Origin of the sequence: Companilactobacillus furfuricola, assembly GCF_003946325.1 — a bacterium.
GTDB classification, from domain to species: Bacteria; Bacillota; Bacilli; order Lactobacillales; family Lactobacillaceae; genus Companilactobacillus; species Companilactobacillus furfuricola.
Genome location: NZ_RHNT01000007.1, coordinates 13,942 through 29,030, shown reverse-complemented (window position 1 = coordinate 29,030; position 15,089 = coordinate 13,942). Strand labels below are relative to the sequence as shown.

The 15,089-nt window shown below is 38.1% G+C and carries 12 protein-coding genes and 1 pseudogene; 5 read left to right on the top strand and 8 right to left on the bottom strand.

All coding sequences use genetic code 11. The annotated features are described in order from the left end of the window. Positions 1-479 precede the first annotated feature (479 nt). Together EKM78_RS03660 and EKM78_RS03655 are read left to right on the top strand one after the other, a co-directional pair. On the top strand, positions 480-626 hold the full coding sequence (locus EKM78_RS03660; protein ID WP_125769489.1) for a type II toxin-antitoxin system HicA family toxin: 147 nt from the start codon (positions 480-482) through the stop codon (positions 624-626). Positions 627-689: 63 nt separating this feature from the next. Beyond that, positions 690-1,085, top strand: a complete 396-nt coding sequence (locus EKM78_RS03655) for a type II toxin-antitoxin system HicB family antitoxin (RefSeq protein WP_125769487.1) — start codon at positions 690-692, stop codon at positions 1,083-1,085. Between the two features lie 310 nt (positions 1,086-1,395). On the opposite strand, the gene EKM78_RS03650 is transcribed toward EKM78_RS03655, so the two are convergent. After that, the gene (locus EKM78_RS03650) at positions 1,396-1,920 is read right to left on the bottom strand and encodes a VanZ family protein (RefSeq protein ID WP_125769485.1); all 525 of its coding nucleotides are present in this window, start codon (positions 1,918-1,920) and stop codon (positions 1,396-1,398) included. A gap of 161 nt (positions 1,921-2,081) precedes the next feature. Here EKM78_RS03650 and EKM78_RS03645 point away from each other — a divergent pair, with 161 nt between their 5' ends. Continuing rightward, entirely contained in the window at positions 2,082-2,735 is a 654-nt protein-coding gene (locus EKM78_RS03645; RefSeq protein ID WP_125769483.1) for a sugar O-acetyltransferase, read from the top strand. Between the two features lie 25 nt (positions 2,736-2,760). Here the strand turns inward: EKM78_RS03645 and arsC are convergent, their stop codons facing one another. From arsC to EKM78_RS03620, 5 genes are all read right to left on the bottom strand, one after another. Beyond that, entirely contained in the window at positions 2,761-3,177 is a 417-nt protein-coding gene (gene arsC / locus EKM78_RS03640) for an arsenate reductase (thioredoxin) (protein ID WP_125769481.1), read from the bottom strand. Positions 3,178-3,196: 19 nt separating this feature from the next. After that, positions 3,197-3,508, bottom strand: a complete 312-nt coding sequence (locus EKM78_RS03635) for an ArsR/SmtB family transcription factor (protein ID WP_125769479.1) — start codon at positions 3,506-3,508, stop codon at positions 3,197-3,199. Between the two features lie 28 nt (positions 3,509-3,536). After that, positions 3,537-5,264 (bottom strand): arsenical pump-driving ATPase, encoded by a 1,728-nt coding sequence (gene arsA / locus EKM78_RS03630; protein ID WP_125769477.1) that lies wholly within the window; start codon positions 5,262-5,264, stop codon positions 3,537-3,539. 25 nt (positions 5,265-5,289) lie between these two features. After that, positions 5,290-5,631 (bottom strand): arsenite efflux transporter metallochaperone ArsD, encoded by a 342-nt coding sequence (arsD, locus tag EKM78_RS03625; protein WP_125769475.1) that lies wholly within the window; start codon positions 5,629-5,631, stop codon positions 5,290-5,292. A 178-nt stretch (positions 5,632-5,809) separates the two neighbouring features. After that, complete coding sequence (locus tag EKM78_RS03620; RefSeq protein ID WP_125769473.1) at positions 5,810-8,224, bottom strand: L-type lectin family protein; 2,415 nt, start codon at positions 8,222-8,224, stop codon at positions 5,810-5,812. Between the two features lie 338 nt (positions 8,225-8,562). On the opposite strand from EKM78_RS03620, the gene EKM78_RS03615 reads away from it, so the two are divergent. Beyond that, positions 8,563-9,951 carry an amino acid permease gene (locus tag EKM78_RS03615; protein WP_125769471.1) on the top strand — a complete coding sequence of 463 codons (1,389 nt, stop codon included), beginning with the start codon at positions 8,563-8,565 and terminating at the stop codon, positions 9,949-9,951. 59 nt (positions 9,952-10,010) lie between these two features. Here EKM78_RS03615 and EKM78_RS03610 read toward each other — a convergent pair whose 3' ends face one another. Further along, positions 10,011-11,276: a methionine gamma-lyase family protein gene (locus EKM78_RS03610; RefSeq protein ID WP_125769469.1), complete on the bottom strand. Its 1,266-nt coding sequence runs from the start codon at positions 11,274-11,276 to the stop codon at positions 10,011-10,013. A gap of 15 nt (positions 11,277-11,291) precedes the next feature. Next, positions 11,292-13,385: a putative ornithine decarboxylase gene (locus tag EKM78_RS03605; RefSeq protein WP_125769467.1), complete on the bottom strand. Its 2,094-nt coding sequence runs from the start codon at positions 13,383-13,385 to the stop codon at positions 11,292-11,294. A gap of 248 nt (positions 13,386-13,633) precedes the next feature. Between EKM78_RS03605 and EKM78_RS03600 the strand changes: the two are divergent. Beyond that, positions 13,634-15,072, top strand: a pseudogene (locus EKM78_RS03600) (APC family permease). Positions 15,073-15,089: the final 17 nt, after the last annotated feature.

Sequence of the window (15,089 nt, the reverse complement as noted above, 5' to 3'; positions counted from 1 at the left end):
AATTATTCGCATCGGTCATTCATTGAAATGAGTAAAAAAAAACTAGATTGCTAAATCTGAAGTCGCAACTGTTTGGGACCATTTCAAAACCAAAATCTAATACATAAAAGATGAGTTAGATAGCTCAAAAACATTACGATAAGAAAAACTAAGTACCACAATCCCCACAGAACAGACAATCAGCACAAAAAAAGTAATACCCAAATCAATTTTTTGGGTATTACTTTTTTTCATTTTAAAGCACTACAACGTGCTTGCCATTATATTTATTAGCAACCAAATCCCTATGTGCTGACTCACACTGGCCAATCCATGATAAATGTGAGCAATGGGTACATTGGTTTTTACTGATTCAATGCCTTCAACGATTTCTTGCTAAATCTAAAACTACTGAGTAAAAATATCAATTTGAAATCATTGAATCCACACGTATTAAACACGTGTGATACAATTAATGTAGAAAAAATTGAGGTGTGGAGATGAAACATACAAAGCTGATTAAATTAATAAAAATCAATGGTTGGTTTTTAGAACGACATGGTAGAAATCATGATATTTGGACCAACGGTGTCGATAAAGAGCAAATCCCTCGACACAAGGAAATCAATGAATTGTTAGCTAAATAAATCATCAAAAAACACCATCTTGAATAAGCTGTTTTACCGTCACACTGAAAGAAGGTATATTATATGAAAGTTATTTACCCAATTATCATAACAAAAACTACTGACTCGAAAATCCCCTATTTTGTATCAATCCCAGATCTAGATGGCGCTACTCAAGGAACTAGTGTTGATAATGCAATTGAGATGGCACGTGATTACATTGGATTAAAGGTTATGGATCTGCAGGACGAAAATAAAACTGTGCCTGATTCTGTTTACAGCTTACCTACTGCCCAAAAAAACGATATCGTTACTTTAGTGGATGTTGATATTACTACCTACAGAAAGAAACATGATAATAAAGCCATTAAGAAAACACTAACTATTCCTAATTACTTAAACGAATTAGGTAATGAACAAAATATCAATTTTTCGGAAACGTTAACTAACGCTCTGAAGAAACAACTCAATGTACATTGATTTTCGATGCAAGCAAAGTATGAGAAACTGCATCAGCCATTGAGCATTTAAAAGCTAGCCAATTCCAAGATCCGACGAAGCTGCGCCAGCTGTCTTTTTTTAATGCAGTGATTGCAAGCTTCTGAATTCACGTAAAAGAAAAGACCGCACATCATCCTGATGTACGGCCCTGGGCAATCTTACAATTGAAACCTTGGAATGTGCAAAACTGCCACTTGTAAATAACAGGTAGGCTACCTGCAAGAAATTACTTTACAGGTTTTTCCTCTCAAATACTAGTAAATTTGCGATTTAATTGATTTTTTTCTAATTAGTCCATTAATACTGTCAATTCGGGGATTCTGGTATTTCGTTTCATTGAATTAATAACGACTCTGACCATTACTGCGCCAACGATGATCCCCAATGCATTGGCAATAACATCGTTAATATCACTCGAACGATTGATCAAAAATGCGTGCGACAAATAATATTGGGTGATCTCGATCCAACTTCCGACAAATACGCCGATTATCGCTGTATCCGAAAGAGAAATTTCGCTAAAGTACGATTTAATTAGCATCCCTAATGGCACCGTCAGCAGGATATTCTCAAAAAATCCTAATTCAAAAATATCTAGCTGGAACAAATTAACCTTTCCGATACCTGCTTGCATCAAATAGATTTGTGAACCATCAAATGAGAAGGGCGTGAAGACGATGATCTCCAGTAGCATCAAATACATCACTCCCAGTAACGAAAAACTTCGGTGCAAAGTAGCTGTTTGTTTTTTATAAATGTTGATCGCACTAATGGCGGTAAAAAATAAAATTAATGTTAAGGGCACCCATCTCATAGAAATACTTCCTTTTTGTAAGTTTGTTATTGATTCATTACTTTAACTATACTGAAGCTCTATTTATGGGAACTTAAAAAAGATTGAATATTTTGTGAACATTAATTTATTATCAAAAAATAAGGTATGATGAAGAAATAATATTTACGAGAGGTAGCCATATGATATCAAATGAAAAATTAGCCCAATTCAAAAAAGTTACTAGTTCTGGTGAAATATATGACAGTGCCGACGAAGACTTTTTGGCATACCAACATAAATTAGTTCAAAAAATCTTTGAATACAATCAAACTCCAGAAACTCCTCACGGCTTAAAAAATCGCGAGAAAATTTTAAAAGAAGTAGTTGGCACTTATGGTGAAAATTTATATATTTTACCACCGATCAACGCCAATTGTGGACTTTATAATACTCACTTTGGCAAAGATATTTTCATCAACTTCAATTGCAACTTTGTCGATGACGGTCGGATCAGTTTTGGTGACGACTGTATGGTCGGTCCTAACGTGACCTTTGCAACCGCAGCTCACCCTATCTCACCCAAACTGCGACTCAAGAAAATGCAATACAACAAACCAATAACCATTGGTAAAAACGTTTGGATCGGTGCCAGTTCAACAATTTTACCAGGAGTGTCGATTGGTGATAATGCCATTATTGGTGCTGGTAGTGTGGTGACTAAAGACGTTGAAGCAAACACCATCGTTGTCGGGGTTCCTGCAAAGAAACTTCGTGACATAACCGCTGAAGATGATAAATACTACGACAATGGAAAAGCGATCCCTCAAGATATAATCGAAAAATATTTAGACTAAAAAACCGCCAACTTTGGCGGTTTTTTTAATTCAATTCTTGTTGAAGTCGACTGACGTTTAACTTTATTCTGTCTCTGACTTGATTAAACACGTGCATAATTTCTTTCTCGGAGCCAGTGGCTTGAGCAGGATCTGGTAGCGGCCAATGGATCCTCCTCACTTCTGGTGGCGTCAACGGACACTTATCTCGCGCATCGCCACAAAGTGTTACGACCACATCGCATGATCTTAAATAATCTTCATCGATCAAAGTTGAAGTCTGCTGGGAAATATCGATCCCTGCAAGTTTCATCGAACTAACAGCACGTGGATTCAATCCATGAGTCTCAATTCCAGCACTTTTAACGATCCAATCATCGTCAAAAATGTTTTTAGCGAAACCTTCAGCCATTTGACTGCGGCAAGAATTGCCCGTGCATAAAAAATAAATTCTCTTTGACATAGCCTCTCCAGTCTTGTGATTAATTCGTAGCCTTCTTTTGATGGCAAATACAGTTTTCATCTGATTTTAACAAATTATAAGTGAACAATGGCAATTGTTTTATAAATTGCGGATCAAGCGTATAGTTTTGCCATTTGCCATTTTTTTCTGCAGTTACGATATTAGCTTCTTGCAAGACTTTCATGTGGTGCGACAAAGTTGGTTTAGTAAAATCAAAGTTTTCCAAAATATCGCAAGCACACATGGTCCCACAAGACAAAATATCAATGATCTTCAACCTGTTAGGATCAGCCATTGCTTTGATCATCTTGGCATTTTTTTGATAATCCAAACTTATCTCACCTACTTTTTTAAGATTTTTAATGAACCATATTTTGTTCAAAGTCAGGGATCCACTGCTCAACTGCATAATGTCCCTTCGAAATATCAGCGACTTTTTCGATCCATTCTAGTTCTTCGCTAGCTCGAACGCTCAAAATATCATTGGTCGTTTGAGTTGCATACATACTTTGATTAACTAGCCACCAAGTGTGAGCTATTTTAGCACGATCCAGATCTTCATTTAATCTGACCGACTCATAAATCGGTGTCGTTTCTGGCAATGTCACGGTCAAGACTTCTGTTTGATGATGATCTTGAAGTCGTGGCAATAATTTTTGGATCGACTCCGGAACTTCACCTGAAGAACGTTTGACTTCATGAGCATAATTCTGGGTCGACTCCAACAATAATAATGTATGCCCAGTCGGTGCCGTATCGATCACCACGATCTCATCTTGAGACTGATCAACGATTCTGGCAAAAGCACGAAAGACTGCAATTTCTTGGGTACAAGGTGAACGCAAGTCTTCTTTAACGTAATCAAGATTATCATCGTCCATCGATTTACGAGCTTTGGAAATGACTTCATCTTGATAATCAGCTAATTCTTTTGCTTCATCAATGTGACTGACGGTGATTCCTGTTTTGTCAGGCAAATAAAGATCGATGTGGTCAGCTGGATCAGTCGTTGCTAAACGAACTTTCTTACCAGCGGCGACTAATTTTTTAGCAATTTTGATCGCCACAGCCGTTTTGCCGACACCACCTTTTCCCATCGTGAAAATAATCTTCTTGTCTGTCTTAAGATAATCATCGACGATATCTTGGAGATTATTAAAATCAAATTTCTCTGCCGGCATCGGAATAACTTTGGGCTGCTGTTTGTTTAATAGTGTACGAATATTTTTGATCCCCATTACATTGTATGGACGAAGTGGCACGTAGTACCTTTTCAACTGGCTCAAGATATCCGGGATATTATTCAAATCATATTGTTGTTGGTCAAATATTTCGTGTGAGACATCGTCATCAGCTTGTTCTAATATCCCATTAATGATCAAAATATGATGGTTGATATTTAATTTTTCTAGCTCCATATAAGCACGTTTTGACTCGATCAAAGCTGCTCGCTGTGGACGACTGACAATGACGATAGTCGTGATATCGCCATTATTGAGTGTTTCAACGGCATGCTCATACATTTGTTTCTTGTCACCCAAGCCAGATAACTGACCCAGGCAAGAAACTCCCGTAGTGTTTTCATCTAAATAGTCATTCCAAGCAGATGGCAGTTGAAGCATCCGTAAAGTATGACCGGTCGGAGCTGTATCGAAAATGATATGGTCATAATTATCTTCGATAGTCTTGTCCGTCAAAAAATTAGCAAATTCGTTAAACGATGCGATCTCAACGGTACAAGAACCCGATAGCTGTTCTTCCATGTTCTCGATCGCACTGTCTGGTAATACACCGCGATAAGGTCCGACGATACCTTCACGATATTCTGCTGCTGCGGTAACAGGATCAAAATTGGCAACCGCTAAATTTGGAATACCTTGAATCGGTGTTGGCTTATTAGTCAGTTTTGTTTGGAAAACATCTTGTAAATTTGAAGCAGGATCAGTGCTGACTAACATGACTTTTTGACCTCGATCAGCCATATTCATTGCCGTAGCACAGGCAACAGACGTTTTCCCTACTCCACCTTTTCCGGTGAAAAATAAATACTTAGTTAAATTGAGGTCAGCAGGATCGTACAAATCCATCTTGAACACCCCCTTTTCAAATGAATTATTTACTTACAACATCAGCATTCTCATTTTTGAAAACAACGCCGGTGTACTGAGTCAATTCAGCTTGAGTAGGATATTCACCCACTTTGACCACTTTTCCATCAACAATAGTAATTGGTAAAGCATCTTTTCCGTCTTTTTTGATGGCATTTAAAACATCAGGATTCTTAGAAAAAGTAGCTGGTTCATCTGATAAGCAGTGACGTTTAGCGTCAACGTCAGCAACCTTTTGTAATGCTTCAAAGGAATTAGTGATCATCAACAAAGTTTCATCGACAGATGGTCCACAAACTCCTGTTGGACAACACATAGCTGGTTCGAACAATTCTATTTTCTTCATAATTCTTCCCCTTTGCTTTGAAAAATTTACCGATCAAATAGGATATATAGATACCTATCTATATAAAATATAACTGGTTTTGAGAGGGAATTCAATAGAATTGGTGAAATAATTCACTAATTTATAAGTTGATATTCTGGATGGTTTTCGAAAACTATTCCTTTGATTGTGCATTAAATCATTTGACGCTATCTATCAACTGCCAGATGATTGTCCCATGATAATAGCCTTCCTCGACAGGATCATTTGTCAGTAATTGGATTCCTTGATTCTTTTGCCATCGTTCAACAATATCCCAAGTTTTTGGATCATCTGTCGCTTTTGTGGCTCGATCAACTTCGACTGGTTTGGATAAAGAATGATAGTTATTATTTTTATCAATAAACACCATTTTGCCATTAAAGGGCAGCTTTGTTTTAGTATTTATCAATGGCATAGCTACTGCGTTGACTCTCCAGCCAGCGCCTTTTTTTCTAGTATCTGTAACATCAACTTTCCACATTCCCGAGCGGCCTACCAGTTTGTGTACACTATTACCGTTGATTGTCGCAAATCTAACATTTTGAGTCCGATAACTAATCGTTACATTTCCTCCGATTGTAATAAATACGGTTTTTTCACTCGTAAAAGTTTGTCTACCAACTAACTCTTCTGTCTTGATAACGACCGTATTTTGTCCTTCATGCAATCGATCTTTTGGAATTGTAATCGGAGTTGGAACATAATAGGATGTCCCATCAGTAAGTTTTTGATCAGGTAATGGCTTTCCATTTAAGGTGACGTTTAACGAGACATCTGAAAGATCGTTATTGCTTGTGTTATTCCAAACGTAGCAATTTATTAGCGGATCACTAGTAACTTCTGACATACCTTGGTAATTTATTTGTTCAGGGTCAACTCGCATATTTAGAATGTTAAATCCAATGACAAAATCAGGTGACATGCCGTCTTTGATTAAATAATCTCCTTCAAATTTTGCATGCTGTTCTTTGACAAAAACTTTTCCTGCAACAGGTTTTACCCTAGTAATTATATGAACTGTTGCCTTATTGTGAGTCGGAGTTAAAGATTTTGCCAAATGATAGGTAAACTTATTTCCTGTCATTGGATCGTTTTCAACTTTTTCAACTGGAGCGCCGTCATTGTAGTCAACATAAGCCGATCGGTACTCAACTTCAGATGGCAAATTAATGTTAGCAGTGATCTTGTCCCAGTTTTTAATGCCTGATTGATAATTTAAAGCATAGGTGAAATCAAGTGTATCACCAGCATTTGCGTGTGTGCGAACTGGTGATTTTTGCTCAGAGTTTTCTAGTTTTTCACCAACTAGCTCTCCTGTGGATTTATCAAAAATTTGCATGTTCAATTCTGCATTTACAAACGATGGAATTGATTCAAACACGATCAAGTTATTCTCAGAAAACTTACCTGTTGATCCTGTGAAACCCCAATGCAATTTATGATTAGCATCTTTAAAACCAAATTTTGATATATCTATTGGAGCTGTAGCTTGTGCTGTGGCATATTTTATATTGCCGTCTTTATCACGATCATCGAAAAAATACCTCATCTGTTTAGTAATGGGATTCCATTTTATAGTAACGTGATGCCAATTACCGTCGGATAAGTACTGATTGTCATTTTGATAATGATGCAGCATTTTAAAATACTTTTTGTAGTTCCCTTGATCGTTCCCTGTTCCTGATACTAAATTAGCCTGATAAGTCCATGGATCTGCTGGATAATTAAGTGCAATATGTTGGCCTTGTTTTCCTGCGTCAAAAGAAATCCCCAAATTATTCAAACTGGCAAAATCTGTTGATCCATCAACAAATGTGTCAAATTCTAAAGCTAAACTATTCTGAATGGCCGTCTTTGCAATATCTTTTTCTAAATGATGATCATCATTAGCCCATGGCAAGTGGACATCATTATCAAAATCAGTTCCCCAAACACCCATTGATTCTCCGTTTCCAAGTCTCACACCTTCCTTATTCGATTTAAATGTTGATATTGCACCTAATTTTCTACTATCATTATGGAAAACTAAGGACATACCATCACCAACGAATTGCTGCTGACCTGGTTCCAGGTGAGGCTTATATTGATTTCGACCGTCATATTTCAATGAATATCCCAGATAGACCCACATGGACATCGTTTGAAATAGGTTCGTATCAAAATAATTATCCTTGTCAAAATTTCCCCAAATAGCTCCTAATTGTTTTATTGAATTATTTACTAACAACAAACTGGAATCAGTATATACTTGATTACCATGAGAAATAACTTTTGCAGTATTAGTTAGTTCATTTGACGGAAATTCGCCTAATTGGAAATAATCCTTCAGAGGCAATCCATCTGGTGCTGTTGCTACTGCGTGTTTCAAATCAATAAAATTACCGTTACCGTCATTTAAATCACTTAAATTTATATCACTTATATTTGGTAATTTGTCATCAACAGCAAAAACATCATTTGAAGAATTATTAATTGATAAGAATATAGCAAAAATAAATAACGAATAAGAAACCATGAATACTAGAATTTTCCGAGTGGTAATACCATCAAAGCAATATTTGTGATGGTTCATCTAATCCCTCCAAAGGTTATTTTTGGTTCAAATTATACTCCAATATTTATCCATTTTATTAATTTATAATTTCATAACATATTCAAATATTTTTATGATGGATTGAGTTAATCTTGGTTATTCTTATATTTTTATACTTATAATCTTAAAAATATTTTTTCATATTTGAGTGATTTTTATTTTCTATTCTTGCGATAATTAAAAACGAATAAAAACTGCTACTTGACCCCTTGGCAGATTTAATTCATGCTAGAAACTTACACTGCTTTTGCATTGATCTTCCTTACGTGAAATTTGTGCAGGTGCTTTAAATTTTGGGATTATAGAAGGTTACGAATATGGAAGAAGAAGAAACAATCTCATCTGGAAAAAATGAATTATCCAGAAGTTTAACTGGTAGACAAGTTGAGATGATCGCTATCGGTGGTGCCATTGGTACTGGTCTTTTCCTTGGTGCCGGTAAATCGATCCATTTAGCAGGACCAGCAATATTGTTAGCATATTTATTAACTGGGATTATCTGTTTCTGGATCATGCGAGCTCTCGGAGAATTACTTTTATCTGATTTAAAATATCACTCTTTTGTTGAAACTATTTATGATTATTTAGGTAAACGAACTGCGTTTGTTATCGGTTGGTCCTATTGGGCTAGTTGGATCGCTATTGCAATGGCCGAACTTACCGCCATCGGGGTTTACATCAAATTATGGATCCCGAACTTGCCTCAATGGGTACCAGGATTGATCACGTTGATCATTCTCGTTTGTATTAATTTGATCACTGTAAAAGCTTTTGGTGAAGTTGAATTCTGGTTCGCCTTGATCAAGGTTTTCGCCATCTTGGCCTTGATCGTTGTCGGTATATTTTTGATAATTTTTAGATATAAGACTTCTGCCGGAGTTGCTACCCCCACAAATCTAATTCAAGACGGCGGCTTCTTTGCCCGCGGTTGGCAAGGATTTTTCATGTCGCTACCAATGGTCGTCTTCGCCTTTGTCGGAATTGAGATGATCGGTATGACTGCCGCTGAGGTTCAAGATCCAAAAAAAATCATTCCTAAGGCTATCAACAGCATTCCTTTACGGATTTTAATCTTTTACATCGGATCATTAGCTGTGATCATGAGCATCTTCCCTTGGACCGGTCTGGATCCATCATCAAGTCCATTCGTGATGGTCTTTAAAGAATTGGGCATCCAAGGTGCAGTTGACATCGTTAACTTTGTGGTGATAACTGCAGCAGCTTCTTCATGTAATAGTGCTCTCTTCACAACTGGACGCATGCTTTCTGAATTGACCAGCCAGTCAAAGAGCCCTCGGGTCAAGAAAGTCAGCAAATTGTCGATCCATCACGTGCCATCGATGGCAATTTTGCTCTCGTCAATTTTGATCGCGCTCTCGACCTTGTTGAACATCCTCATGCCAAACGATGTTTTCTCTTTGATCACTGGTGTTGCGACAACTAGTTTCTTGTTCATCTGGGGAACTATTATCTTAGCTCACTTGAAATTTCGGAAAAAGCATCCTAAAAATAATTTCTTTAAAATGCCTTTTTCACCTGTCAGCGACTACATCGTGCTAGTTTTCTTTGTGATCGTAGCTGTGATGATGGCATTCGAAAAGAGCACTTTGATCTCTTTGATCTTTGCCTTAATTTGGTTCAGTGGCTTATTCATTTTAAGCAAGAGACACAGTAATTTATCAAGAGACTTTTTAAATATGGATTAAAAAAAGCTATGGCGTTAAGAGTTGTTAACTCTTGATACCATAGCTTTTTGCTTGCTTATTTACTTGTAGAAAGTATCGTTGACTGCTCTAGTTATCGCAATTTTTACATGAGCATAAGAGAGTCCGCCTTGGATGTAGAGTGAATAAGGTGGTCTGATCGGACCATCAGATGATAGTTCGATCGTGGATCCTTCGGTAAAACTTCCTGAAGCCATGATCACTTCATCCTCGTAACCATCTTGATGACTTGGGATCGGATCTACAAAAGAATTCATCGGTGAATAGTGCTGAATGGCAGCACAAAACTTGATCATAGGATCTGGTTTGCCAAAGTTGACTGTTTGGACGATATCAGTTCTAGGGGCATCCCATTTTGGAGAAACAGTCATCCCCATTTCTTCACATAATGCAGCTGTAAAGACTGTGCCTTTTAGCGCTTCACCAGTAGTGTGGGGAGCTAAGAAGAATCCTTGGTAAAAGTCACGCATATAACCCCAAGTTGCTCCTTCCCCTTTACCAGCACCAGGAACGGTCAGTCTAGAACCTGCGCCATCGATCAAATCAGATCTTCCCACGATGTATGCGCCACTCTTGACGATACCCGCACCGGCATTTTTGTAGAGCGAACCGGCCATGATGTCGGCTCCATAAAAAGTAGGTTCTTCCATTTCAGAAAATTCACCGTAACAGTTATCAACAAAAATGTTGATGTTAGGATTTATATCTTTAACAAACTTGATCATTTCAACGATTTTCTCGACGGTGAAACTGTCGCGGACTGCATATCCACGCGATCTTTGAATGGCTACTACTTTGATCGATTTGTCTTCTGTCAGTGTCTTTTTAGCAGCTTCATAATCAACAGAACCGTCTTCTTTTAATTCGTCAGTTCGAAATTTAATGCCATAGTCAGCCATCGTTCCTTGGTTGTTTCCAGCAATACCGATTACTTCTTGGATCGTGTCGTAAGGTGTGCCCGTTAAATAATACAAAGTATCGTCTGGTCGCAACATACTGAACAAAGCTGTCGAAATGGCATGGGTCCCCGATGCAAATTGGGGACGGACTAAAGCGTCGTCAGTTTTGAAGTATCCGGCGTAAATTTTTTCGATCTTATCACGACCGATATCGTCATACCCGTATCCGGTTGAAGAAACTAGATCTTCTTCACCAACTTGGTTTTCTCTAAATAAATCTAAGACTCGTTGTTGAGTATATAAAACTTGTTCGTCGATCTCATCGATTTTTGGTTGGATCATTTTTTCAACTTTAGCTACTTTTTGACTTAATTCCTTTGGTAAGTTTTCTTTCCATGACAAGGCCATGTACAATTCCCCCTCTTATTTTGAAACTTCTGCTTGAACTGAAATGTTTCCTTCATTATCTGTTTGCCAATATACTCCTTGGATCTCTGGGACGAATCCAGGGAAACGTTTGATGGCACCGACTAAGACTTTAAAATATTTTTGATCGATCGACTGCCACTTTTCGCCGGGAGCAATGATGAAGACTCCTGGTGGATAAGGAAGGGCTCCTTCCATCGCTATTTGTCCGACAATATCATCCAAATCGATCAATTTGCTTTGATTGCGCATGAACTTAGTGTCAGCTTGTTTTGGAGTCATCTCATATGATTGCATGTCGGCTTTTTCAAAAAGCTGTTTTTGCAAGGTAAAAGTCTGATTGTCAGCATAATATTGATGCATTTCTTGGCACAACTGTTTTAAAGTATACCCTTCATAGCGCTTGGGGTGAACCTTAACTAATTCTGGTAAAACGTCAACTAGTTGATCATCATGTAAATAATGATCCTCAAACTTTAGCAACGTCTGCAACAATTGGTCCATCTCTGCCTGCGAGTCTCCGGGCGTCAATAAGAAAAGCAAGGAATTGAGGTCGTCTTTGGCTCGGATGATCTCTTGCTCCATTAAAAACTCAGCGACGATCGGACCGGGGATACCATTTTTTTCATATCGTTGATGTTTGATATCGATCCCAGGGGTCATGATCGTGATTTTCAAAGGATCAAACATAGCTTGTCCTGGAGCCATTTTATTGAAACCTAACCATTGTTCGTTATGATCAAGCAGCCAATACTTACTATTATTAGCTAAATCATCCGTCGATATTTCTGAAAAATCGGTTGGAACTAACGGTTTGAATAACTGTGATCGCTTCAGTAGCTGTTTTCTGAATTCGATCCCCATCCGTAACGTCTTGTCCCACCAATTTATATTCCCCTGACCTGATGTAACGTAAGCATTGACAGTCAGTGAAGCATAGATCGGATAAGAATAACTCGAAGTGACGAATTTCAAGTAAGCATTATTGAAATGCTTATGGTCCACATAACGTTTTTGACCCTTGAGGTGAGCGTTCTTTTTCAAGATCTGCGACGTTTGTGCCAAACCGGCTTGTTGTTTATGCAACGATTGGGTAACTAAGATTCCGGGATCATCTGGTCCGTACTCGTATGACAACGGCGACAAATGTTTCATAATCGGCACAAATTGTTCAAACCCACCCCAAGCACAGTCAAACAAAATGTAGTCGCAAAGTTGGCCGATCCGATCGATCAGCCACTTGGCATCATAAAACACCCCGTCGTATGTTTCTAGCTGTAAAACCGCCAGACGGAATGGTCGCTTTGCTTGAGCTTTTTCGGGATCGACCTTAGCGATTTCTTGACTAATGACATTCTCGTTTAAAAAGTCGGGATCCATTTCACCGATCAACCCTAACGGATTACGGTCAGTTGGCACGTAAACTGGTTTCGCACCAGACATGACTAAGGCACTGTTATACAACGACTTGTGATTGTTACGATCGAATAAAACTAAATCGTCTTCGGTCAACAAGGCACTGGCACAGATCGAATTAGCACTAGTTGTGCCATTCGTACAAAAATAGACTTTATCGGCATGATAAGTTTTTGCAGCTTTTTGCTCAGCTGTTAAGGGTGTTCCTTCATGGGTCATCGTATCCCCCAGTTGTGCAACTGTATCACTGGTGTCAGCGAACATTAAATTCTTGCCAAAAAAATGGTTAAAAACAACACCGGCTGGATGCAAGTAAAAGTATTGACCGTTGTGGTGACCCGGCGTAGTAAAACTGATCGGGTGCTTTTGAGCAAAATCGATCAAATCCGTTAAAAAGCCCGGTACCATTTCCCGTTGATATTTTTCAATCTTTTCAGTTATTGATCGTTTTACATGATCTACTGAGTCGTTTTCAGAAACCGTAATAATGGGAATGCCCAGTCCTGAAGTCTTTTGGATATCTTCAGCCGCCGAAATATTAGCTTGGTCAAGCTGCCTCAACACGATAGCAGCAAGGCTTGATGGTGGAACATCTTGGCTGAACGGAAGCACGTCCCATTGACTCGGAACAAATTCTTTCACATCATCTGTGATGGCAATTTTCAGAAAATTCATGATTTTCTCCCATTTTCTTTGATTAATTTCAAAAATAACTTTCATTATTGACCGTTATTCCCTACAATATTGGAGTGATAATTTCACAATTAAATTTATTATTATGAAAAACGCTACAGTTTTGATTATATATATATCTATCGAGGTAGTACACAAGTGAAAATCAATAGTTCTTTGCTGACACTAAAACCTCCCAATTACTAATTTTACTTTAAATAGATTTATATATATTTCGGGGGAAAGTAAAATTGGAGACTTTAGAGCCTAAACGGCATTATTTAAGTTGGCCAGTAATTGCGCTGATCGACTTTGTTACCATTATTAGTTTTGAAAATATTTTTTATCCATTCCAAAATCAAGGTTTGTCAGTAGTGATATCATGGATCTTCCTGTTATTTGCCTACGTCATTCCTTATGAACTGATCGTTAGTCAAATGAGTCTGACTTTTGATAATCAAAGTGGTGGTCTCGCTTCCTGGGTCCGCCGTAGTAGTAACGACACCTTAGGATATTGGACTTCATGGATGTATTGGGTCCAAAGTGTGCCCTACATTGTTGATGTTTCCAACTCAGTTATCGTTTCATTTAGTTGGATGTTTCTAGGAAACAATACCTTAGATAAAAAAATGTCGACGTTTTGGTTCGGAATGCTAACTTTTGCTATTATTCTTATTTTTATTTTGTTAGAGAACGTCTTTAAAAATTCATTAGAAATATTGTCACTGATCGGTGGTGGCGCCATGTTTATCATGTCTGTTCTCTTTGTACTGCTTGCTGGCTATGCAGTTATGAATGGCGCACCGATCGCTACGCGCCCTTCAATTGGAGTTCTTTCATGCCGAACTTTAGCTTGAAGTACTTCTCAACGACTGGATTACTGATCTTTGCCATGTCTGGTGCAGAATTAGCCGCCCCATATATCGTTCAAATGCCTGATCCCAAGCATGAATTTCCTAAGGCAATGTGGCTATTAGCCTTGATGACGGCATTTTTGACCATCTTTGGAACGCTAGCCTTAGCCATGTTCTTTAATGCTAACCACATTCCACATGACTTTAAGATGAACGGTCCATACTATGCCTTTAGTTTACTAGGTCAAAGTTTAGGACTAGGTAAATTGTTGATGTATATCTTCGCCGTCGTTCAAGCAATCTTTATGATGGCTCAATTAGCCGTCTTACTAGATGCTTCCAGTCGTGTCTTTGCTGGTGATGTGGCTGATAATTTCATGCCTAAATGGATGACGAAGAAAAATAAAAATGGTCGGCCTATTCATTCATACATGATGACTTCCGGATTAAGTTTGTTCCTACTCTTATTGACCGGAACATTGCCTAACATTAACACCATTTACAACTGGCTACTTAACATCAATGGGATCATCTCACCATACAAAACTTGTTGGGTCTTCTTCGCCTTCATTTGTGTCCGTTGGCAACAAAACAAGTTCAAATCAGACTACACCTTCATCAACAGCAAAAAAGGTGCTTTACTCGTTGGTGGTTGGTGCCTAGCTTTCACCTTCGTCTGTGCTACATTAGGATTTATCCCTCAGGAAGCCGACTTTGGTACTAAAGCTTTTGATCACCAACTATTATTAAATATCATCACAGTGATCGTCTTATTCGGCCTAGGATTCATCATGCCAATGATCAGACGCCACGAGAAAAAATTTGAATTAGATTAATTAATCATACACAACTT